21 protein-coding genes and 1 tRNA gene are annotated in these 19,908 nt (G+C 69.2%); 8 read left to right on the top strand and 14 right to left on the bottom strand.

What is annotated here, in order from left to right:
* Window positions 1–43: 43 nt before the first annotated feature.
* On the bottom strand, window positions 44–286 hold the full coding sequence (locus tag CRP55_RS28525; protein WP_143234957.1) for a hypothetical protein: 243 nt from the start codon (window positions 284–286) through the stop codon (window positions 44–46).
* A gap of 230 nt (window positions 287–516) precedes the next feature.
* Between CRP55_RS28525 and CRP55_RS28530 the strand changes: the two genes are divergently transcribed.
* From CRP55_RS28530 to CRP55_RS28550, 5 genes are all read left to right on the top strand, one after another.
* The gene (locus CRP55_RS28530; protein ID WP_097323228.1) at window positions 517–1,398 is read left to right on the top strand and encodes a bifunctional DNA primase/polymerase; all 882 of its coding nucleotides are present in this window, start codon (window positions 517–519) and stop codon (window positions 1,396–1,398) included.
* A complete protein-coding gene (locus CRP55_RS28535) occupies window positions 1,395–2,609 on the top strand; it encodes a DUF3631 domain-containing protein (RefSeq protein WP_097323229.1) in 1,215 nt (404 codons plus the stop codon). The genes CRP55_RS28530 and CRP55_RS28535 overlap by 4 nt, the downstream gene beginning before the upstream one ends.
* A gap of 344 nt (window positions 2,610–2,953) precedes the next feature.
* Window positions 2,954–3,193: a helix-turn-helix transcriptional regulator gene (locus CRP55_RS28540; protein ID WP_097323230.1), complete on the top strand. Its 240-nt coding sequence runs from the start codon at window positions 2,954–2,956 to the stop codon at window positions 3,191–3,193.
* Window positions 3,154–4,383, top strand: a complete 1,230-nt coding sequence (locus CRP55_RS28545) for a tyrosine-type recombinase/integrase (protein WP_097323231.1) — start codon at window positions 3,154–3,156, stop codon at window positions 4,381–4,383. Before CRP55_RS28540 ends, CRP55_RS28545 begins: the two co-directional genes overlap by 40 nt.
* Before the next feature lie 25 nt (window positions 4,384–4,408).
* Entirely contained in the window at window positions 4,409–5,059 is a 651-nt protein-coding gene (locus CRP55_RS28550; RefSeq protein ID WP_097323232.1) for an AlbA family DNA-binding domain-containing protein, read from the top strand.
* A gap of 123 nt (window positions 5,060–5,182) precedes the next feature.
* Here the strand turns inward: CRP55_RS28550 and CRP55_RS28555 are convergent.
* From CRP55_RS28555 to cmk, 3 genes are all read right to left on the bottom strand, one after another.
* Window positions 5,183–5,256, bottom strand: a tRNA-Pro gene (locus tag CRP55_RS28555).
* A gap of 50 nt (window positions 5,257–5,306) precedes the next feature.
* Complete coding sequence (gene der, locus CRP55_RS28560) at window positions 5,307–6,692, bottom strand: ribosome biogenesis GTPase Der (RefSeq protein WP_245923420.1); 1,386 nt, start codon at window positions 6,690–6,692, stop codon at window positions 5,307–5,309.
* Window positions 6,689–7,372 (bottom strand): (d)CMP kinase, encoded by a 684-nt coding sequence (cmk, locus tag CRP55_RS28565; protein ID WP_097323234.1) that lies wholly within the window; start codon window positions 7,370–7,372, stop codon window positions 6,689–6,691. The genes der and cmk overlap by 4 nt, the downstream gene beginning before the upstream one ends.
* Before the next feature lie 249 nt (window positions 7,373–7,621).
* On the opposite strand from cmk, the gene CRP55_RS28570 reads away from it, so the two are divergent.
* Window positions 7,622–8,293, top strand: coding sequence for an enoyl-CoA hydratase-related protein (locus CRP55_RS28570; protein ID WP_097323235.1), 672 nt, complete (start codon window positions 7,622–7,624; stop codon window positions 8,291–8,293).
* Here CRP55_RS28570 and CRP55_RS53275 read toward each other — a convergent pair.
* Window positions 8,290–8,796: a DUF6245 family protein gene (locus CRP55_RS53275; RefSeq protein WP_097323236.1), complete on the bottom strand. Its 507-nt coding sequence runs from the start codon at window positions 8,794–8,796 to the stop codon at window positions 8,290–8,292. The genes CRP55_RS28570 and CRP55_RS53275 overlap by 4 nt on opposite strands.
* A gap of 45 nt (window positions 8,797–8,841) precedes the next feature.
* The gene (locus CRP55_RS28580; protein ID WP_097323237.1) at window positions 8,842–9,777 is read right to left on the bottom strand and encodes an NADP-dependent oxidoreductase; all 936 of its coding nucleotides are present in this window, start codon (window positions 9,775–9,777) and stop codon (window positions 8,842–8,844) included.
* An 85-nt stretch (window positions 9,778–9,862) separates the two neighbouring features.
* On the opposite strand from CRP55_RS28580, the gene CRP55_RS28585 reads away from it, so the two are divergent.
* A complete protein-coding gene (locus CRP55_RS28585; protein ID WP_245923421.1) occupies window positions 9,863–10,453 on the top strand; it encodes a TetR/AcrR family transcriptional regulator in 591 nt (196 codons plus the stop codon).
* A 388-nt stretch (window positions 10,454–10,841) separates the two neighbouring features.
* Window positions 10,842–11,081 carry a hypothetical protein gene (locus tag CRP55_RS28595; RefSeq protein WP_097323239.1) on the top strand — a complete coding sequence of 80 codons (240 nt, stop codon included), beginning with the start codon at window positions 10,842–10,844 and terminating at the stop codon, window positions 11,079–11,081.
* Between the two features lie 51 nt (window positions 11,082–11,132).
* On the opposite strand, the gene CRP55_RS28600 is transcribed toward CRP55_RS28595, so the two are convergent.
* The 8 genes from CRP55_RS28600 to CRP55_RS28640 form a co-directional block, all read right to left on the bottom strand.
* Entirely contained in the window at window positions 11,133–11,870 is a 738-nt protein-coding gene (locus CRP55_RS28600) for a pseudouridine synthase (RefSeq protein ID WP_097323240.1), read from the bottom strand.
* Window positions 11,857–12,645, bottom strand: coding sequence for an SMC-Scp complex subunit ScpB (scpB, locus tag CRP55_RS56530; protein WP_438865824.1), 789 nt, complete (start codon window positions 12,643–12,645; stop codon window positions 11,857–11,859). The genes CRP55_RS28600 and scpB overlap by 14 nt, the downstream gene beginning before the upstream one ends.
* An 875-nt stretch (window positions 12,646–13,520) precedes the next feature.
* Window positions 13,521–15,155, bottom strand: coding sequence for a segregation and condensation protein A (locus CRP55_RS56535; RefSeq protein ID WP_438865823.1), 1,635 nt, complete (start codon window positions 15,153–15,155; stop codon window positions 13,521–13,523).
* Window positions 15,156–15,268: 113 nt separating this feature from the next.
* A complete protein-coding gene (locus CRP55_RS28615) occupies window positions 15,269–15,937 on the bottom strand; it encodes a zinc metalloprotease (protein ID WP_097323241.1) in 669 nt (222 codons plus the stop codon).
* A gap of 3 nt (window positions 15,938–15,940) precedes the next feature.
* Window positions 15,941–16,873, bottom strand: a complete 933-nt coding sequence (locus CRP55_RS28620; RefSeq protein ID WP_097323242.1) for a ParA family protein — start codon at window positions 16,871–16,873, stop codon at window positions 15,941–15,943.
* Between the two features lie 122 nt (window positions 16,874–16,995).
* On the bottom strand, window positions 16,996–17,892 hold the full coding sequence (gene xerD / locus CRP55_RS28625) for a site-specific tyrosine recombinase XerD (RefSeq protein WP_245923435.1): 897 nt from the start codon (window positions 17,890–17,892) through the stop codon (window positions 16,996–16,998).
* A gap of 14 nt (window positions 17,893–17,906) precedes the next feature.
* Window positions 17,907–19,022 carry an alanine dehydrogenase gene (ald, locus tag CRP55_RS28630; protein WP_097323243.1) on the bottom strand — a complete coding sequence of 372 codons (1,116 nt, stop codon included), beginning with the start codon at window positions 19,020–19,022 and terminating at the stop codon, window positions 17,907–17,909.
* A 458-nt stretch (window positions 19,023–19,480) separates the two neighbouring features.
* A complete protein-coding gene (locus tag CRP55_RS28640; protein WP_097323245.1) occupies window positions 19,481–19,861 on the bottom strand; it encodes a PPOX class F420-dependent oxidoreductase in 381 nt (126 codons plus the stop codon).
* Window positions 19,862–19,908 lie beyond the last annotated feature (47 nt).

Below are 19,908 nucleotides of genomic sequence, written 5' to 3' on the forward strand. Positions count from 1 at the left end.
AGTGCCCGTCGCCCACCCACGGCGCCGACGGAAGCGTGTGCCGTCAGCGCCCTGGCGGCTGCGGCATCAACGCCCAATTGCCTAGGTGGGCGGGGACGGCGTCCTTCATCGCCTGCACCATCCGGCGAGCCTCCGCCTCGTCATCGAAGTAGTACGTGACCTCGCGGCCACCCGAGCCGCCTTCCCGCCCAACCACCTGCCACCCGGTCGGCGTACGCAGCAGGTACACGTCGCGCCGACCGGCTCGATATGACCGGTTGAACCAGTGTTCGACGCGCCCCATCACAGAAGGAACTTAGAACAAGTGTTCGATTGCCTCAAGGTTGGTCCGGTCTAACCACGATGTGGGCCGGCACACCGTGCGGCCATTGGATCGGCGCCGAGGGCCGCTACTGCTACACCGCCGAGAACGTGCGGCCCTACCTGGTGGGGCCACGTTGCCCCGTCCATACCCCGGCCGCCGTCGCCGGTCAGCCCGAGGCGCCATCGGATTACCTAGTCAAGGAGCGTGCTCCGATGCCCGACCCTTCCCTACTCTCCGCGGCGCTCGCGCTCGCCGGCGAGGGCATTCCGGTGTTCTGGCTCGGCCGCAGCAAACGGCCCGTGGCCAACTGCCCGGCCTGCCCGAAAGCCGAGACCGACCCCACCCACGACCCACAAGCCTGCGACTGCCTGACTTGCCACGGCTTCTACGCCGCGACCTGCGACCCGGACCGCATCCGCGCTATGCACACCGCCATCCCCGGCGGGCTGCTCGCCCTGCGCACCGGGACGATCAGCGGCCGGGTCGTGCTCGACATCGACCCGCGCAACGGCGGCGCCGTTCTGCCCGACCTGATGCCGCCGACCCGGTGCGCCCGCTCCGGCTCCGGCGGCTGGCACCTGCACTACCGCCACCCCGGCGGCCGACTCGCCGGCAAGCTGCACGGGCACCCGGGCATCGACATCAAGTCCGATGGCGGCTACGTCGTCGGCCCGCCCTCGACCCACCCCAGCACCGGTCAGCCCTACAGGTGGGTGGGCGACCGGGCCGAGGTTGAGATGCCTCCGCCGCTGATCGCCGCGTGCCGGCCGGCCGAGGCGCCGTCGGCCGGCAGCCCGGTTACGACCTTGACCCCGACGACCAACGGGCGGGGCATCTCATCCCCGGCCGCCCTGCTCGCCGCGCACCTCGACGCCATCGCCCGCGCCCCTGAGGGTCGGCGCCGGAACACCCTGTACGGCGTTGCCCGCGGCGTGGCTCGCATGGTCGCCGCCGGAGCACTGACCGCCACCGACGCCCACATGACGCTCTACCAAGCTGGCCGCGCCGCCGGCCAAACCGACCGGGACACCCGCGCCGCGATCGCGGACGGCTTCCGGCACGAATCCGTTGCCACCGAAGGGATTGCCGCATGACCGACCTGCCACCGCCGCCGGAGGGTGCGGCCATCCTCGACCGGCTCCACGCCACCCTCACCCGCTACGTCATCCTGCCCTCGGCCGAGGCGATCGACGCCGCCGTCCTGTGGATCGCCGCCACCCATGCCCAACCCGCATGGACCTACGCCGCTCGGCTGGTCATCAAGGCGCCGGAGAAGCGGTGCGGCAAGTCGCGGTTCCTCGACGTGATCGACGGCACCTGCTACCGGCCGCTGATGACCGTCAACGCCTCCACCCCGGCCATCTACCGCTCGATCGGCACCGACGACCCGCCCACCATCCTGCTCGACGAAGCCGACACCATCTTCGGCGGCAAGCAGGCCGAGGCCAACGAGGATCTTCGCGGCCTGCTCAACGCCGGCCACCAGCGCGGACGGCCCACGATCCGCTGGAACCAGCAGAAACAGCAGGTCGAACAGATCCAAACCTTCGCCATGGCCGCCCTGGCCGGCATCGGCTCGATGCCCGACACGATCGAGGACCGCGCCGTCGTGATCAAGATGCGGCGGCGGACCGCGTCGGAGAAGGTCGCCCCGTTCCGGCAGCGCCGCGACGGCCCGGCCCTGCGGCAGGTCGCCGCCGACCTCAACGCCTGGCTGCGCGGCAACATGGTCGAGCTGGAAGCCGCGGTGCCAGCCATGCCGCTCGAAGACCGGGCCGCCGACACCTGGGAGCCGCTGATCGCGGTCGCCGACCTCGCCGGCGCTAACTGGCCCGACCGCGCCCGCACCGCCGCCCTGGCCCTGAACGCGGCCCGCGAGGGCGACGGCGAATACTCCGACCGGCTCCGACTGCTGATCGACTGCCGCACCGTGTTCGGCGACCTGGAAGCCATCCCGTCCACCGTGCTGCTCGACCGGCTCAAGACCCTGCCCGAGGCGCCATGGGCGGAGTTCAACGGCACCGGCCTGACCGCGATGAAACTCGGCGTGCTGCTGCGCGAATACGAGATCGCCTCGGAGAACATTCGCTTCGCCGCCCCGGTCGGCCGGGTCAAAGGCTTCCACCGCGCCGCCTTCACCGACGCGTGGGAACGCTACTGCCCCGCCCCCGACCCGGTAGAGGTCACCAGCGGCGACAAGCCGTACCAGCCGTACCAAGCCGACGTTCCCGCAGCTCACCCCCGGTACGGCTTGCTGCACGCGGTACGGCTTGAGCCGTACCAGGACGAGGCCGGTACGGCTTAGCCGTACCGGGCCGAAAAAGCCGTACCGGGGTTGACCTGCGAAAACAGGCCCCCGGTACGGCTTGTACGGCTTGACCCCCTCCACCGCACCCCAAGAAGCCGTACCGGAGGAAGTAGATCAGCAACGACGCTCGCTGAAAGCCACGCTGCCGCATCGACATACCCAACCACCCGCGGGATGCCTAGATCTTGGCTCTACGACGCTCTCAGCGGGCCAACGAGAGGCCCGCCACAGGGCAACCCACGGCACCCTCGACGAACCACCCTCATGCGCAGAACGGGCGCGCAGGGCCGTTCTGCGCGGCTCCCCGCCCAGCTCAACGCAAAGTATTGGGAGGCAACAAGATGGGACTCCGGCTGTTGACCACTGCCGAGACGTCAAACGAGGCCGATGATGGCCTGATTACCACGGAGGAACTGGCCAAGATGCTCCGAGTCGATCCCTCCACGATTCGCCGGTGGCGCACTGTGGAGCCTGTCCAAGGGCCGCCGTTTATCCCGCTCTCTGAGCGCGTGATCATGTACTCGATCGAGGACGTGCGGACATGGCTGGCCAGCCGTCGAGTCACACCGGAGGCAGCGTGACCAGCGCAGCGCAGCATCCGCCACTCAGTGTTTCAGTCAAGTCTGACGTGGAGTACCGCGCCGGGCGGCCCAAGCCCTACAAGGCTCGCGTGCGCTGGACGGACCCGGCGACCGGCGACCGGCGGTCCAAGTCGCACTCGACGGCGACGCCCGAGGACGCTCAGGAGTGGATCGACGGCATGATCCGCGCGGCCAACGGCGGGCTCAACCCGGCCGCGGCCACGCAGCGACTCGCCGAGTACGGCACCGACGTAATGCCGCTGGCCACCCGTGGGTTGGAGCGCAAGACACTCGATCCGTACCTGGCCGGCTGGCGGCTGCGCGTCGTGCCGACCCTCGGCCACATCCCTATGCGGATGATCACCAACGGAGTCGTGGACCGGGCGGTCTACTCGTGGATCGAGGACGAGTGCAGCCGCTCGACGGTCAAGAACACGCTTGCCATCCTGGTCAGGGTGCTGGAACAGGCCGTGCGTGACGGCGTGGTGGACCGCAACGTCGCAAGAGTCACGGGCTGGCAGCGCGAGTACCAGCGCGCCGAGGACGAACTGGACGACCCTCGCTCGCTCGCCCTGCCGAGCTGGGAAGCGCTGACCACGCTCGCAGACAAGCTCGTCACCCGGTCACACGGCCAGTTCACCGGATGGGGGCACATCGTCACGTTCGCCGCATGCACCGCGGCCCGCATCGGCGAGGTGTCCGGTGCCCGAGTCGGGGACATCGACCGGGCAACGTGGACGTGGACTGTGCGGAGGCAAACCACGCCGGGACCGGGCGGGCTGATCGACAAGGGAACCAAGGGTAAGCGCGCCCGCAAGGTGCCGATCATCGAAGAGGTCCGCCCGATGGTGATCGAGCGACTCGACTCCGCGGCCGGGCCGGACGCCCGGCTGTTCACCGGGCCGCGGGGCGGCCGGATCAGTACCGCGGTGCTGCGGGACGCCACGCACTGGGACGAGGTGGTCACGGCGCTGGGCTACGAGCACTTGCGACGGCACGACCTGCGGCACACCGGCCTCACCTGGCTAGCCGATGCCGGCGTCAAGGTGCACGTACTGCGGAAGATCGCCGGGCACGGTTCGCTGAGCACCACACAGCGGTACCTCCACCCTGACCAGCGCTCGATCGAGGAGGCGGGGACAGCCCTCAGCGCACATCTCTCAGCCCCTCGCTCACTTCATGTCGCATAGGCGGTGATCCGTGCCAAGTGCGTTCATGAGGAATACTGACGCCGTGGATTGGGACGATGCGAGTGACGTGCTTGAGGTACTGGCAAAGACCGAGGATCACGAAACTGAGTTCAAGTCGAACGTTCCTCCACCTGATGTCATCGCCAGGCAGCTAGCTGCGTTCGCGAACTCTCCCGACGGCGGACACCTTTACCTTGGCGTAAAAGAAGAAGCCGACGGCCGCAACGTCATATCGAATGTAAGTATCAGCCGTGCGCAAGCGGCAGTTCGTAGGGCTGTAGACCTCCTAGACCCCAAGCCCCAAATTGACGTGCGTCTGCTGGAAGGGCCGGGCGGCTCGATCGTTGACGTGTCAGTAAAGCCGACTAGGGATGCTCCGGTGTTCGCGCCGGGAGGCGCGTATGTGCGCCGGGGGGCTACTACGTCACCAGCAACTGCTGCGGAGATCGTGAGCAGGGTCGAGTCGAGCGACTCTGCCGTAGAACCCCATGCCGGGACGGAGCGACTTGCTAAAGCCCTGGAGAGGCAGGCCGAGGAGTTCGAGCGTCAAACGAAGGCGATGAAGAAGCTTGAAGCCGCCAACAGTTGGTGGCGCAAGGGGCTGGTGGCAGGAGCCGGCGCCGTTGTCGGATATGTGGTCAAGGAGGTCCTTCCCCTGATCACGAATCTCTTCTGAACGATGCCGGTCCCCGGATGGTCCCCAACCTAGAGCGCTCTAGTAGGAATTAGACGATCAAGACGGAGAAGCAAGGGGCCGCGGAGCAGGGCAAATACCCTAGTCCGCGGCCCTTGGTGATTGTCGGGCTGACAGGATTTGAACCTGCGACCCCTTGACCCCCAGTCAAGTGCGCTACCAAGCTGCGCTACAGCCCGCCGCCACCCGGCACGAACACCGCGCGGCAACTCTGAAAGCTTACCAAGCCCTACCCATGAGCCTTACCCCGCCCCCCAGGCCCCGTCTTCTTCCGGGGTTTCACCGAGATCTCGATCGGCGAGCCCTCGAACCCGAACTCCTCGCGCAGCTTGCGCTCCACGAACCGGATGTACCCCGCGTCCAGCGGCCCCGTCGTGAACAGCACGAACCGCGGCGGCGCCACCCCAGCCTGGGTGGCGAACAAAATCCTGGGCGCACGCCCACCCCGTACAGGATGGGGTGTGGCCTGGGTCAGCGCCGTCAGCCACTGGTTCAAAGCCCCAGTAGGCACCCGCCTCTCCCACGAGTCGAGTGCCCGCCGCAGCGCCGGCGCCAGCTTGTCCACGGCCCGCCCGGTCTTGGCCGAGATGTTCACCCGAACAGCCCACGGGATCCGCTTGAGCTCCCGGTCGATCTCCTTGTCCAGGAAGATCCGGCGGTCGGCGTCGACGAGGTCCCACTTGTTGAAGGCGATCACCAAAGCTCGCCCCGCCTCGACAACCTGGGTCAGAACCCGCTGGTCCTGCTCACTGATGACCTCAGAAGAGTCCAGCAGCACCACCGCCACCTCGGCTGCTTCCACGGCGCCGGCCGTGCGCAGGGAGGCGTAGTACTCCGTACCCGAAGCCTGATTCACCCGCTTGCGCAGCCCAGCCGTGTCAACGAACTGCCAGACCTCGCCGTCCATCTCCACAAGGCTGTCGACCGGGTCGACGGTGGTGCCGGCGACCGAGTCGACGACCGCCCGCTCCTCCTTGGACACCTTGTTCAGCAGCGACGATTTGCCCACGTTCGGACGGCCGACCAAGGCCACCCGGCGCGGCCCCCGCGGCCCGTCCTCCACGATCGGCGGCGGGTCCGGCAGCGCCGACAGGATGTCGTCCAGCAGGTCGCCCGACCCGCGGCCGTGCAGGGCCGAGATCGGGTGCGGCTCCCCCAGGCCCAGCGACCAGAGCGACACCGCCTCCAGCTCCAGGTTCTGGTTGTCCGCCTTGTTGGCGACCAGGATGACCGGCTTGTGCGACCGGCGCAGCATCTTCACCGCGGCCTCGTCCACGTCCGTGGCGCCGACCGACACGTCGACGACGAACACGACGACGTCGGCGGTCTGCACCGCCATCTCGGCCTGCCGGGCGATGGCCGCAGCGCGGTCACGCGCGTCCGGCTCCCAGCCGCCCGTGTCGACGACTGTGAAGCGGCGGCCGTTCCACTGCGCGTCGTACGGAACGCGGTCGCGGGTCACCCCGGGAACGTCCTCGACGACGGCCTGGCGCCGGCCGATGATGCGGTTGACCAGCGTGGACTTGCCCACGTTGGGGCGGCCGACTACGGCGACCACCGGGACGGGACCTTCAACGACATCCACGGAGAGAAGCTCCGCGGGAGAGTCACTCACGACTTCACCTTGCTGTTCAAAAGATTCAAGAGGTACGCGACGACCTCGTCGATGCCGATGTCGGACGTGTCGACCTCGATGGCGTCGGACGCCTGCTTCAGCGGGTCCGCGGCGCGGGAGGAGTCAAGCTTGTCACGGCGCAGCAGCGAGGCTTCGGTGGCCGCGACGTCAGAACCCGCGTCCTCCGCGCTGCGCCGCTGAGCGCGGGCCGCCGACGAAGCCGTCAAATAGACCTTGAGGTCGGCGGACGGGGCAACGACGGACGCGATGTCGCGGCCCTCGACGATGATCCGGGGCTGGCCGGCGATGATCGCCTGCTGCAGGGCGACCAAGTGCTTCCGGACGGCCGGGACAGCGGCCACCGCGGACACGGCCTGGGTGACCTCGGTGCCGCGAATGGCGGCGTCGACATTAGTGCCATTTGCGGCGAAATGCGGTGCCGAGGGATCGGTGCCGATCGACAGCTCGGTCTCCAGCGCGATCTTCGCGATCGCGTCGGGGTCGCCGAGGTCGGCCCCGCCCTGCAGAACGGCCCAGGTCACCGCCCGGTACATGGCTCCGGTGTCCAGGTAGACCCCGTCGATCGCGGCCGCCAGCCGCCGGGAAACGGTGGACTTGCCGGATCCGGACGGGCCGTCGACAGCGACAACACACTTTTCCGGCCGTACTTCTTCCGACACCGTTCCTCCAGGGTTTGCCCGCCCGACCAACCCTCCCATTGTGCCCGCACCGGCCTGCCACCGACGAACCAGGGGTTTGCCAACCTCCAAAGCCAAGATCAATACCGCAGATGTACGGCGTCACGGCGAAGTCCCGGGGTCCACCAGCCCGGCTAGGTGCAACTCGAGCCCTCTGCCGCTGCTGCCGGGCTGTCCTGCAACGAGAGCCGGCGGTAAGTTACTCGACAGTAGCAACGAGGGGAGCCCACAATGCCCACGCTGGAGAAGCTCGACGACGTCTTCGTCCTCGACCTGGGGGACGGCGAGAATCGTTTCCACCCCGACTGGCTGACCGAGATCAACGCCCTGCTCGACGAGGTCGTCAAGGGCGACGAGCCGCGCGCCCTGGTCACCGCGGCCACCGGGAAGATCTGGTCGAACGGCCTCGACCTCGAGTGGCTGTTCGAACATCCGGAGGAGTACGCGGCGTACGGCACCCGGGTCCATGCCCTGCTCGCCCGCGTCCTGACCCTGCCGTTCGTCACGGTCGCCGCCTTGCAAGGTCACACCTTCGCCGCCGGCGCCATGCTGTCGCTGGCACACGACTCCCGGATCATGCGGGCCGACCGCGGTTTCTGGTGCCTGCCCGAGGCCGACATCAACATCCCGTTCACGCCCGGCATGTCCGCCCTGATCCAGGCCCGGCTCACCCCGCAGACCGCGCACGAGGCCATGGTCGGCGCCCGTCGCTTCGGCGGCGAGGAGGCGTACAACCGGCAAATCGTCGACAGCGCAGTGGCCGAAGCCGACGTCCGGAGCTCGGCGATCGCGCTCGCCCAGAGCCATATCGGCAAGGCCGGCCCGACCCTCGAGACCATCAAAACCCGGATGTACGCCGGCGTGCTGGAGGCCTTGCGCGACTTCGCCGATCCCCGCGACTAGATATCGACCGATCCCAGCATCTCCAGCAGGTCGTCGGTGTTGTCCACCGCCGCCTGCAGCACCTTGCGCGCCTCCCGCAGCCGCCCGGCCTGCGCCGTCAGCCGGGCCACATCCCCCGCCGCGACCGCACCGTACGTGGCCGCACTGACCGACAGCAGCAGCTCCAGCCCTTCGGCCGCCTGCCCCGCGGCCAGCGGAATCGGATCGGTGCGGCTCTCGTGCGCCATGGCCGGCAGGGGCAGACAGGCCCGCTGCACCTGCCACCGGATCCGGTCGGCCCGCTGCGAAGGCTCGTCCGCCCCGTCGAGTTGCCGCTGCCAGAGCGCGTACCGCGCGTCCCGGCTCATCATCAGCCGGTCGGCCGCCATCGCCTCGGCCTGCGCCGCCGCCAGCAGGGCACCCGCCAGCCAGGCCCGCCGCGCGTTCGTATCGCCGAGATCGTCGCCCTCCGGCGCGGCCCCCAGCGCCTCCAGAGCCGCGACCAGTCGCTCTTCCACCCCCATCGTCCCAACGTATCGATGGAAGCCCGCAAATACCGCGAGGCGCGCCTACGTGGTGACGACCAGCTTTCCGACCGTGTGGTTACGAGCGAAGTCGATCAGCGCCTGTACACCGTCATCGATCGAGTAGCGCCCGGTGATCAGCGGACTCAGCCCGGCCACGTCACGCATCCCACCGAGGTCGCCGTCCACGTCCAGGACCAGCTCGAAGCGGACGTCATCCCGCCCGATCATCTCGGGACGCGGCGGCGGAAACGTGATCGTGAAGAGCCGCCCGCCCGGCTTCAGGCTCTGCGCCGCTTCCCGCAGCTGATCGGTGGGACGCACCAGATTGAGCACGAGATCAACGCCCTCAGCGGGGTAGCCGTCGTATCCGATCACCTCGGTCGCTCCCCGCCCGAGGAGCGTGTCCCGATCCTCCGGCCGGCCGGTGGCGATGACCCGGCACCCCGCCAGCAGCGGCAGCACGGTAGTCCCCACGCCACCCGTCGCCCCGATCACCAGCACCGTCTCCCCCGGCTTGGGCTCGGCCCGGATCATCAGCGCCCGAGCCGTCAGCCCGACGGTCGGCAGCGCGGCCGCGGTGGCCACATCGAGCGAGTCCGGCCGATGCGCGATGAACGGCGTCCCCGCCTCGAAGACCGCGTACTCGGCCAAAGTCCCGGTGGTCACCGACGGCCGGTTCGCCCCGGCCAGCGCTCCGAGAGCCCGCGGCACCGAGTGCCCGAAGACTTCATCCCCGATTGAGTACGCCGTGACGCCCTCCCCAACCGCACTGACAGTCCCCGCGAAGTCGTTCCCCAGCACATGCGGAAATTCCAGCCGTACGGGATAAGCCCCGCTCGGAATGACGATGTCCCCCGGATTGAGCGAGGCGGCGGCAATCCGCACTTGAATCTGCCCGGCCCCCGCAGCGGGAATCGGAACGTCAGCGAGCTCAAAGCTCTCCGGCGGCCCATAGTCGCGGGCAACGATCGCTTTCATGGCTTCCTCCGTGACGCACTAAGCGGACCGAGCGGTCACGTTAAGCCTAAACGGACCGCCCGGTCAACTTGTTAAGCTGATGATCGTGACGATCGACCGCCCGTTGCGCGCCGACGCCGCCCGCAACCGCTCGTCGCTGCTGGCCGCCGCCGCCGAGGAGTTCGCCGCCCACGGCCTCGACGCCTCGGTGGCCGACATCGCCCGCCGGGCCGGCATCGGCAAGGGCACGGTCTTCCGCCACTTCCCGACCAAGGACGACCTGCTGGCCGCCGTGGTCCTCGACCGCATCGACAACCTGGCCGCCCTGGCCCAGCGCCTGACCACGGCCACCGACCCCGGCGCGGCCCTGCTCGAGTTCATGGACGCCGCCGCCGGCCGCCAACAGCAGCTCGACTTGTCCTTCCTGCGCGAGTCCGGCGAGATCAACGCCCGCCTGAGAAACGCCCGCGAGCGCCTGTTCACCGCCATCATCACGCTGGTGACGCGAGCACAGGAGGCCGGCGCCATACGCGCCGACATCAACGGCATGGACGTGATCCTGCTGATGTGCGCCCCGAACCACGTGGTCAGCTTCGTCCCCGATCCACCACCGGACCTGTGGCGCCGCTACCTGCACATCATCTTCGACGGCCTACGCCCCGACGGCGCCCAGCCTCTCCCCGACCCGGCCCCATAAGCACCCAGCCGCTCCGGCATTCGGCGCCCTCAACCCGGCGCGCGATCTTCACGGACGCGGCGACACCCGTACCCAATTCCGTTCGCCCCGCCGTGAGGTAGCCGCCAACGCACTTCATCCGCATCCGTAACCACGTCGGTGGCGCGAAATCGAACGGCACGTGCGGGAAGCGGCGCAGCCGGGTGCGGCTCAGCGCCAGCCCGCACACCGTCTGGTTCATGCCGGGCTGCCAGGCGTGCACTTCGCCGCCCGGCTGCCGGATGCCGGATGCCGTCGGAGCCGATCCACTCGCTGGAGGCCGCCACCGCGCGTTTCATGGCGGCCGCGTGCCCACGAACCCGCCAGATATGCCCGTTAATTGACCGGCCGGCGGGGAATCTTGTGGTTCATGACCGACCAACCGCACCGCATCGACATCCGGCAGGGCGACGAGCCGGACGGCACCACCGCGTACGGGGCCTCGCTGCGCCCGCCGGGCCACTCTGTCGACCCGGGGGTTCCCGGCGACGAGCGCGCGGACCGCGCCCCGGAGGACCGCACCGGCGAGAAGGGCGGCGGCATCGCCGACCGTTCCGGCTACGACTCGCGCAGCCTGGCCGGCGATTCCCCCAACTACCGGCCGGAATGACGAGAAGCCCGGGCTCACCAGCCCGGGCTTCTCGTACAAGAAGAGAAGAGATCAGTCGCCGGCGGCCTTGAACAGCGCGCTCACTTCGGCCATGGACAGGTGACGGAAGCCTCCGGGCCGGAGGTCGCCGAGCCGGACGGGCCCGACCGACGTGCGGATGAGCCGGGTCACGGGGTGGCCGACGGCGTCCATCATCCGGCGGACGATGTGCTTGCGACCCTCGTGCAGCGTGATCTCGACCTGGGCCGTCTTGCCGAGCGCCCCGACGAGCTTGAACGCGTCGGCTTTGGCCGGCCCGTCTTCGAGCTCGATGCCGGCGAGCAGCTGGCGCCCGACGTTGCGGGAGAGCGGCCCGTCGGTGACCTCGGCCAGGTACGTCTTCTGGATCTCGTACCGCGGGTGGGTCAGCTTGTTGGTCAGCTCACCGTCGTTGGTGATGAGCAGCAGGCCTTCGCTGTCGGCGTCGAGGCGCCCGACGTGGTAGAGCCGCTGCTGGAACTGGCCGAGGAAGTCGGCCAGTTCGGTGCGGCCTTTTTCGTCGTCGAGCGACGACACGACACCGCGCGGCTTGTTCATCGCGATGTAGACCAGTTTGGTGTCGGTGACGATCCGCTGGCCGTCCACGTGGATCTCGGCAGTGTTGGGGTCGACCTTGTCGCCGAGCTTGGCGACCTTGCCGTTGACCGTCACGCGCCGGCGGAAGATCAGGTCTTCGCAGGCACGGCGGGATCCAACACCGGCGGCCGCCAGCACTTTCTGGAGGCGTTCGGCGGTGTCAGCCTGAGGCATCGAGTACTTCTTCCACGTCGTCGGGCAGGAACGGAGCGAGCGGCGGCAGCTGGTCGACCGAGTTGAGACCCAGTTTTTCCAGGAAGAGCGCCGTCGTGCGATACAGGTGTGCCCCGGTTTCGCTCTCCGTGCCGCATTCCTCGATCAGGCCGCGCGTGACAAGCGTACGCATGACCCCGTCGCAGTTCACACCGCGGATGGCGGAGATACGCGACCTGGTCACAGGCTGCTTGTAGGCGACCACAGCCAGTGTCTCCAAGGCTGCCTGGGTCAGCCGCACAGACTGCCCGTCGAGAACGAACCGCTCCACATACGGCGCATATTCCGGCCGTGTGTAGAGACGCCAGCCACCCGCCACCCGCCGCAGGTCGAACCCGTGCCCCGCCGCCGTGTACCGAGCCGACAAATCCTCCAACATCACCCCGACGCGCTCGGTCGGCTGCTCCAGGATCTGCGCCAGCTGCATCTCCGCCACAGGCTCATCGACAACCAACATGATCGCCTCAAGCGCCGCCGCCAGCTCGGAGTCTTCAGTCAACCCCGGCAGTTCAACTTCTTCGGCCGTACGTGTCCCCGCGCCCCCAACCGCACTTTCCCCGCCCCGTCCCCGACGAGCAGCCTGCTCCGGCACCGCCACAGCCGCACCGCCCGCAGCCGCACCGGGGTCGGCCTCCTCGCGCTTGGCCTCCTCGCGCTCGGCCGCGTCCTCAGCCGGCTGATCGCCCCGGTCCTCGTCGAGCTCTTCATCGGCGGCCCGCCCATCGTCCGCCAGCACCTCGTCCGCGAACGGAAGGTCGATCTCCCCGTCGTCACTGACGTCATCGTCAGCGGCCGCGTCGAAGACGTCCCCCGCGTCATCCCCGTCCTCCGGCAGCGGAGCGTCAACCGGCGCCCCACCCTCGTCCTCGAGCTCAGCCGCCGCGGCATCCTCGATCGCCTCCGGCAACGGCAGCTCAGGCCCCGGCGCTACCTCGACGGGCTCCGCTCCGGCCTCGTCCGCGGGCGCATCCACCCCACCGGCCGGCGGCTCGTCCCCTTCGGCCGCCCCATCGCCACCCGCCGACGCGCCGAGCGAGCCCTCCCCAGAGACCGCACCCACACCCACGGGCGCGTCGAGCGAGCCCTCCCCGGAGACCGCACCCACACCCACCGGCGCATCGAGCGAGCCCTCCCCGGAGACCGCACCCACACCCACCGGCGCATCGAGCGAGCCCTCGCCAGACGCCACATCCTCGTCGACGGGCGAGTCAACCGCGACCTCGTCCTCCGCAGCGTCCCCGAGCGCGGGTTCCTCTTCCACCGCCGGGTTGGGCCGCTCGAACGCCGGATCGAAGTCGTCGTCCGAGTCGAGACCCGCCTCTTCGAGGTCGTCCCCGTCCCCGGGCCGCTCTTCGCCGTCCGAGGCCCGGGCAGCCGCCGCGCGGCCCTCAGAGCTTTTGAACTCCCCGTATTCCTCGTCCTCGTCCCCGCTGGACGCCGCCGGAACCGCGGCCCACTCCTGACGAGCCTCCCGACCGTCAGCAAGCTCAGCGCGAGCCTCGTCCTCGGCCTCCGCCTGGAACTTGCGATCCACCGCCCGCTGCGGCCGCTCCCACGGCGGCACCCAGGCCGCGGCCTGCGCCGCGAGTGAGTCGGACTGCTCGTCGCTGCTCACGATCGTTCCTCCGCGTCGTCGTCTTCCCCGCCAAGATCATCGCCCTCGGAGCCCACGTCAAGTCGGCCCGCATGGGACTTCCCCGATTCGCCTCGCCCCAAATCCGGCGACTCCGCCACACGACCGCCCTCATCGGGCACGTCTCGCGATCCCCCATCCGGCCGCCCTCGCGGATCATCCCCGCCCGTCCGACCTCGTGGATCGTCGCCTCCCACCCCGAGGGAGGGGACTAAATCTGACAAATCCGGAACCAGCGACATATCCGAATTCATCTGATCGGAAGCGCCGGTGAGCGAATCCAAGGCGGTGTCGGCGTGAGCCGGGGCGGCGTCGGCGGCGTCGGTGGCCGAGGCGGCGTCGGTGGCCGAGGCGGCGTCGGCCGAGGCGGCGTCGGCCGAGGCGGCGTCGGCCGAGGCGGCGTCGGCCGAGGCGGCGTCGGGATGCGCATCCGAGCTGGCGTCGGTAAGAGCCTGAGAGGCGGCGCCGGACGGAAGATCCTCGTTGCCCTCTGTACGCACATGGCCCTCGGCGCCGGAAGGCGAGTCCGCGCTGGCCTCGACAGGCGAATCTGTGGCGTTCTCAGCGTCGGGTTCGAAACCCCAGACGGCGCCGGCGCCGAAGCCCGAGACGGATTCGAGGTCGAAATCGGCGTTCGCGTCGGAGACGGTGTCGAGGTCGAAATCGGAGTCGAGATCGGCGCTGGCGGAGGGCGAGGCGACGTCAGCGCCGGTGCCGGAATCCGAGCCGCCGGCGTCCGCGTCGGTGCCGGCGGGTGGCTCTGGCTTCTCGTCGTCGGTGGGCTTGGTGCCCTCGTAGTCGTCGATGTCGAGCTCTACGTCAGCCGCGTCGCCGCCGATCCAGCGGACTGTCAGCTCGTCCAAGGAGACCGGCTGTTCGAAATCGATCAGGCCCTCTCGGTAGAGCTCCAACAAAGCCAGGAACCGCGCCACCACCTCGAGGGTGTTGTCGCAGTCGGCCACCAGCAGGGAGAACGTGGCCGAGCCGGCTCGGCGGAGGCGGTCGCGCAGCAGGGCCGCGTGCTCGCGGACGCTGACCCGCACCTGGTGGATGTGGGCGATCGACACCTGCGGCGGGCCCGGCTTCGGCACGAACTGTTTCAGCGCCAGCTTGAACAGCCGCTCCGGGCCGATGCCCAGCACCAGCTCGGGCAGCGCCTCGGTGTACCGCTGCTCCATCGACACCGCCCGCGGCCAGCGCTTGCCGCCGGTGAACTCGAGCTCGGCGATGTGGGCCGCCGCCTCCTTGTACGCCTTGTACTGCAGCAGCCGGGCGAACAGCAGGTCGCGCGCCTCGAGCAGCGCCAGGTCTTCCTCGTCCTCGACGTCGGCCGCCGGCAGCAGCCGGGCCGCCTTGAGGTCGAGCAGGGTGGCCGCCACCAGCAGGAACTCGCTCGTCTCGCCCAGGTCCCAGTCGTCGCCCATCGCGCGGATGTAGGCGATGAAGTCGTCGGTGACCTGGTGCAGCGCGATCTCGGTGACGTCGAGCTTGTGTTTGCCGATCAGCTGGAGGAGCAGATCGAACGGGCCCGTGAAGTTGTCGAGCCGCACAAGGAATTTGCCCGAGTCATCCTCGGCGGAGATGTCGGCGACTTCAGCGGGCTCGTCAGGCACCTGCTGACCGTAGTCCACCGGTACGACAACTTGCTCAGTGCTCACCGCGCCCCTTCCCGTCCGTACCGTTTAAACGGGACAAATCCGGAAGGGGTACGGCGGCGTGGCGAAGATCAACCCCAGAGGCGAACGAAGACCAGCCCGAGCGCGTTCAGGATCTGGAGCAGGAACGGCACGCCGAACGGGAAGATGCACAGGATCAGCAGGACCAGGACGCCGATGTTCTTGTCCTCGAACCACAGCCGCATCCACTGCATGCCCCGCCCGGGGGTGCGCAGCGCCGAGTGCAGCGCCCCGAAGCCGTCCAGCGGCGGAATCGGGATGAGGGCCAGGATGCCGAAGCAGAGCAGCCCGACCGCCAGCGACAGCAGCACCTGCTCGCCCACCGGCAGGTCGATGCCGAGCAGCACGTCGGCCGGGCCGATGAAGGCCAGGATGTTGTCGGGGAAGGCCAGCGCGTACGTCAGCATCAGCAGTTGCGAGACCACGATGCACAGCAGCGGACCGGCCAGGAACACCGCCGCCGCCCGGCCCCGGCCGCGCCAGCGGGGCACCTCGTCCACCGTGAGCATCTTGCCCCAGCCCATGCCGCCGAGGGCGGCCGCGACCGCGCCGAACGGGTCGACGTCCTCACGCAGGCGCGGGGTGATCGACTCGCGGCGGTCGGAGAGCTTCAGCATCCGCGACGTCGACCGGATGGCGATCGCGCGCAGCACGAGGCCGAGCAGGAAGGAGACGACCAGGGCGACGAACGCCACCGGCTCACCGAGCGCGTAGAGCACTTCTCAGCCGCGCTCCACCTTGGCGGCGATGACCTCGCGGGCGAGCTGGCGATAGTTGCGCGCGCCGGAGGATGCCGGGTCGAGCGTGGTGATCGGCGCGCCGGCCACCGTGGACTCGGGGAATTTCACCGTCTTGGTGATGACCGTCTGGTAGACCTTGTCGCCGAACGCCTCCACGACCCGCTGCAGCACCTGGCGGCAGTGGGTGGTGCGGCTGTCGTACATGGTCGCGAGGATGCCCTCGAGCTCGAGGTCGAAGTTGAGCCGCTCGCGGACCTTGTCGATCGTGTCGAGCAGCAGGGCCACGCCGCGCAGGGAGAAGAACTCGCACTCGAGCGGGATGAGCACGCCGTGCGCGATGGTCAGCGCGTTGATCGCCAGCAGGCCCAGCGAGGGCTGGCAGTCGATCAGGATGAAGTCGTACTCCTTGCGGACCGAGCGCAGGGCCCGGGCCAGCGCCATCTCGCGGGCGACCTCGTTGACCAGCTGGATCTCGGCCGCGGACAGGTCGATGTTGGCCGGCAGCAGGTGCAGACCGGCCACATCGGTCTTGATGATGACGTCCTCGGTGGCCACGTCGTCCTGCATGAGCAGGTTGTAGACGCTCAGGTCGAGGTTGTGCGGGTTGACGCCGAGACCCACCGAGCAGGCGCCCTGGGGGTCGAAGTCGACGAGCAGGACCTTGCGCCCGTACTCGGCCAGCGCCGCACCCAGGTTGATCGTGGTGGTCGTCTTGCCGACGCCGCCCTTCTGGTTGGCCAGGGCGATGATCCGCGCGGGGCCGTGCCGGTCGGTCGGCATCGGCTCGGGGATCGGGCGGCGCATCGTGTACGCCGTCGGGTCGGCCGGACCCAGGTCGGCGCCGAGGTCGAGGGAGCTCTGCTGCTCCCGGAGTGTGGAGGTCCAGGCCTCCGCCCGGTTGCCAATCCCCGTCATGACCTCGCCCCCTCCCGACTCGCCAGCCGGAGCCGATGCCCGACTCTACGCCACGCGCGCCGCACGATCGGGGTCAGCCATCGGCGTGTCGCCTCGAGAAAGCCGAGATGGATGCGCAGCGTCTAACGAGCACGGGGGTGAGCGGTCGCGTACACCTCGCGGAGTCTGTCCACGGTGACCAAGGTGTACACCTGCGTAGTCGTGACCGAAGCGTGTCCCAACAGCTCCTGGACGACCCGGACGTCGGCGCCACCGTCGATCAGATGGGTGGCGTACGAGTGGCGCAGCGTGTGCGGCGAGACCGCGTACGGGCCCTCGACCGGCAGATCGGCCGCGACCGCCGCCCGGCGCAGGATCATCCAGGCGCCCTGCCGTGACAGCCGCCCGCCGCGCGCGTTCAGGAAGACGGCCGGCGTGCCCTTGCCGTTCGCACTGAGCGCGGGCCGACCCCGTACCAAATAAGCCTCTAGAGAAGCCCGCGCATAGTCGCCCACCGGAACCAATCGGGTCTTTCCGCCTTTTCCGTGCAAGATCGCCGACGAATCCTCCAGCAGAGACAGGTCGTCGATATCGGCCCCCACGGCCTCGGAGATCCGCGCTCCCGTGCCGTACAGGAACTCCAGCAAGGCCCTGTCCCGAAGCCCGGCCGGAGTGTCGTCGGACGGCACCGCGAGCAGCCGTGTCACCTGGTCGACCTCGAGGGCCTTGGGCAGGCGCTTCGGCGGCGCGGGCGGCCGCACCTCGGCCGCGACGTCGCCGCCCGTGTAACCCTCGCGGGCGGCGAACTTGTGCAGACCCCGGACGGCGCTGATCGCCCGGGCCGCCGAGGAGGACGCGAGGCCCTCCTCACGCAGCAGCGCCAGGTGATCGGTGATCGCCGACGTTTTGACCTCGGACAGCGAGGTGACGCCGGACGCCGCGAGCGCCGCGGCGTAACGATCAAGGTCGCGCCGGTACGACTCGAGGGTGTTGCGCGACAGCCCACGCTCGACGGTGAGATGGTCGAGATAGGCGGTGATCACACGCTGGAGGCTCAGGTCAGCACCGCGTTGATGGGCAGGGTCTGCATGCCGTGTGCCTCCGCGACCGGTCCGTAGGTGACATGCCCGTCGTGGGTGTTCAGGCCCAGGGCGAGCGCGGCGTCGGCCTTGAGCGCCTGCCGCCAGCCGAGGTTCGCCAGCTCCAGAGCGTACGGCAGAGTGACGTTGGTCAGCGCGTAGGTGCTGGTGTGCGGCACCGAGCCCGGCATGTTGGCCACGCAGTAGAACAGCGAGTTGTGCACCTGGTAGACCGGGTCGGCGTGCGTGGTCGGCCGCGAGTCCTCGAAACAGCCGCCCTGGTCGATCGAGATGTCGACGAGCACGCTGCCCGGCTTCATCCGGGCGACCAGGTCGTTCGGCACCAGGTTCGGCGCTTTCGCGCCGGGGATCAGCACGGCGCCGATCACCAGGTCGGCGTCGAGGACGGCCTTCTCGATTTCGTACGCGTTGGAAGCCACCGTCTGCAGATGGCCCCGATAGTCGGCGTCGGCCGCGCGCAGCTTCGCGATGTTGCGGTCGAGCACGAGGATCTCGGCCTGCATGCCCAAGGCGATGGCCGCCGCGTTCATGCCCGACACGCCGGCGCCGATCACCACGACCTTGGCCGCGTAAACACCCGGAACACCTCCCATGAGTACGCCTCGTCCACCACCCGAGCGCATCAGGTGATAGGCGCCGACCTGCGGGGCGAGCCGCCCGGCGACCTCGGACATCGGCGCCAGCAGCGGCAGCGACCGGTCGGGCAGCTCGACCGTCTCGTACGCGATGCCGGTGACCTTGCGGTCGAGCAGCGCGTCCGTGCACTCCTTGGACGCGGCCAGATGCAGATAGGTGAACAGAACCTGGCCCGGCCGCATGCGCGGGTATTCCTCCGCGATGGGCTCCTTGACCTTGAGGATCAGCTCGGCGGCGCCCCACACGTCGTCGGCCGACGGCACGATCGTCGCCCCCGCCGCCTGGAAATCGCCGTCGGTGATGGACGAGCCGTTCCCGGCCCCGGCCTGCACCAGGACCTCGTGCCCGGCCCGGCGGAACTCGTACACGCCGGCCGGGGTGATGGCCACCCGGAACTCGTTGTTCTTGACCTCGCTCGGAATGCCGACCTTCACGGCACCGTCCTTCCACTCGATGCTGAGTTTTGGGATCTTTCGCCCGATTTGAGCGATCAACGCACCTCTTTGGACAGTACGGTAATTTGCCGATCATGGCGGTTGATCCGACCACGTCAGGCGGTGACATCACGCCGGCCGGGCGGGGGCGACCTCGGCATCCAGAGTGATCCGACCGCCCCGGACCAGCACGATGATCTCGGCGAGCGACTGAACCGCGCCGAGCCGCCGGTGTGGCGCGTCGACGGCACGGTTGAGAACCGCGTTCCGCGATCTCGGACGCGGCCGGGACGCGCGGTCAAGCGCCTCCGCGGTGAGCACGTGGACCGCCAGGTGGGGACTTCCCTCGGCGACGGCGAACCGAACCGGGCCGGCCGGCGATCGGCGGCCGGCCTCCTGCCGCCTGTCGAATCTCCGCCGCCGGCCTGAGAGCTGTCGAGGCCCGCGGAGGTGACCGCTCAGGCGCCGCGGCTGTTGACGACCAGGTCGTGAGCGTCGGCGTCGGGCTGATCCAGGCCGAAGCTGATGATCCGCCGGGGGTGGATCCGGATGATCTCGCCGATCGCCTCGGCGGTGCCGCGGATCTCCACGCAGCGGACCCGCCACGGGTCGACCGACGGCACGTCGTCCACGACGAAGGCGACCTGCCCGTTGGCCGCCACATTGCGGTACTTGCGGCTGCCCGACATCCCGTACCCCGGAATGTCGATCGTGCCGGCGGCGGCGTCGACGCGAAATCCGACCGGGCTGTTCTGCAGCGTCCCGTCCGGCCGGAGCGTGGCCAGCCGCCCGAGCGGCTGCGCCTGCAGGTACGCGAGTTCGATCTCGGTGAAAGGCATGCCCGGAGGTTGCAACCTCAACCCCCGTTCAAGTCAAGCCGTACGGG

Origin of the sequence: Paractinoplanes atraurantiacus (assembly GCF_900215205.1) — a bacterium.
Classification (GTDB): Bacteria; Actinomycetota; Actinomycetes; order Mycobacteriales; family Micromonosporaceae; genus Actinoplanes; species Actinoplanes atraurantiacus.

What these genes read in the sequence shown, in the direction of transcription:
- CRP55_RS28530 (WP_097323228.1), top strand. Translation starts at nt 517, where the DNA reads ATGCCCGACCCTTCCCTACTCTCCGCGGCGCTCGCGCTCGCCGGCGAG.
- CRP55_RS28535 (WP_097323229.1), top strand. Translation starts at nt 1,395, where the DNA reads ATGACCGACCTGCCACCGCCGCCGGAGGGTGCGGCCATCCTCGACCGG.
- CRP55_RS28540 (WP_097323230.1), top strand. Translation starts at nt 2,954, where the DNA reads ATGGGACTCCGGCTGTTGACCACTGCCGAGACGTCAAACGAGGCCGAT.
- CRP55_RS28545 (WP_097323231.1), top strand. Translation starts at nt 3,154, where the DNA reads ATGGCTGGCCAGCCGTCGAGTCACACCGGAGGCAGCGTGACCAGCGCA.
- CRP55_RS28550 (WP_097323232.1), top strand. Translation starts at nt 4,409, where the DNA reads ATGAGGAATACTGACGCCGTGGATTGGGACGATGCGAGTGACGTGCTT.
- CRP55_RS28570 (WP_097323235.1), top strand. Translation starts at nt 7,622, where the DNA reads ATGCCCACGCTGGAGAAGCTCGACGACGTCTTCGTCCTCGACCTGGGG.
- CRP55_RS53275 (WP_097323236.1), bottom strand. Translation starts at nt 8,796, where the DNA reads ATGGGGGTGGAAGAGCGACTGGTCGCGGCTCTGGAGGCGCTGGGGGCC.
- CRP55_RS28580 (WP_097323237.1), bottom strand. Translation starts at nt 9,777, where the DNA reads ATGAAAGCGATCGTTGCCCGCGACTATGGGCCGCCGGAGAGCTTTGAG.
- CRP55_RS28595 (WP_097323239.1), top strand. Translation starts at nt 10,842, where the DNA reads ATGACCGACCAACCGCACCGCATCGACATCCGGCAGGGCGACGAGCCG.
- CRP55_RS28600 (WP_097323240.1), bottom strand. Translation starts at nt 11,870, where the DNA reads ATGCCTCAGGCTGACACCGCCGAACGCCTCCAGAAAGTGCTGGCGGCC.
- CRP55_RS28620 (WP_097323242.1), bottom strand. Translation starts at nt 16,873, where the DNA reads ATGACGGGGATTGGCAACCGGGCGGAGGCCTGGACCTCCACACTCCGG.
- CRP55_RS28640 (WP_097323245.1), bottom strand. Translation starts at nt 19,861, where the DNA reads ATGCCTTTCACCGAGATCGAACTCGCGTACCTGCAGGCGCAGCCGCTC.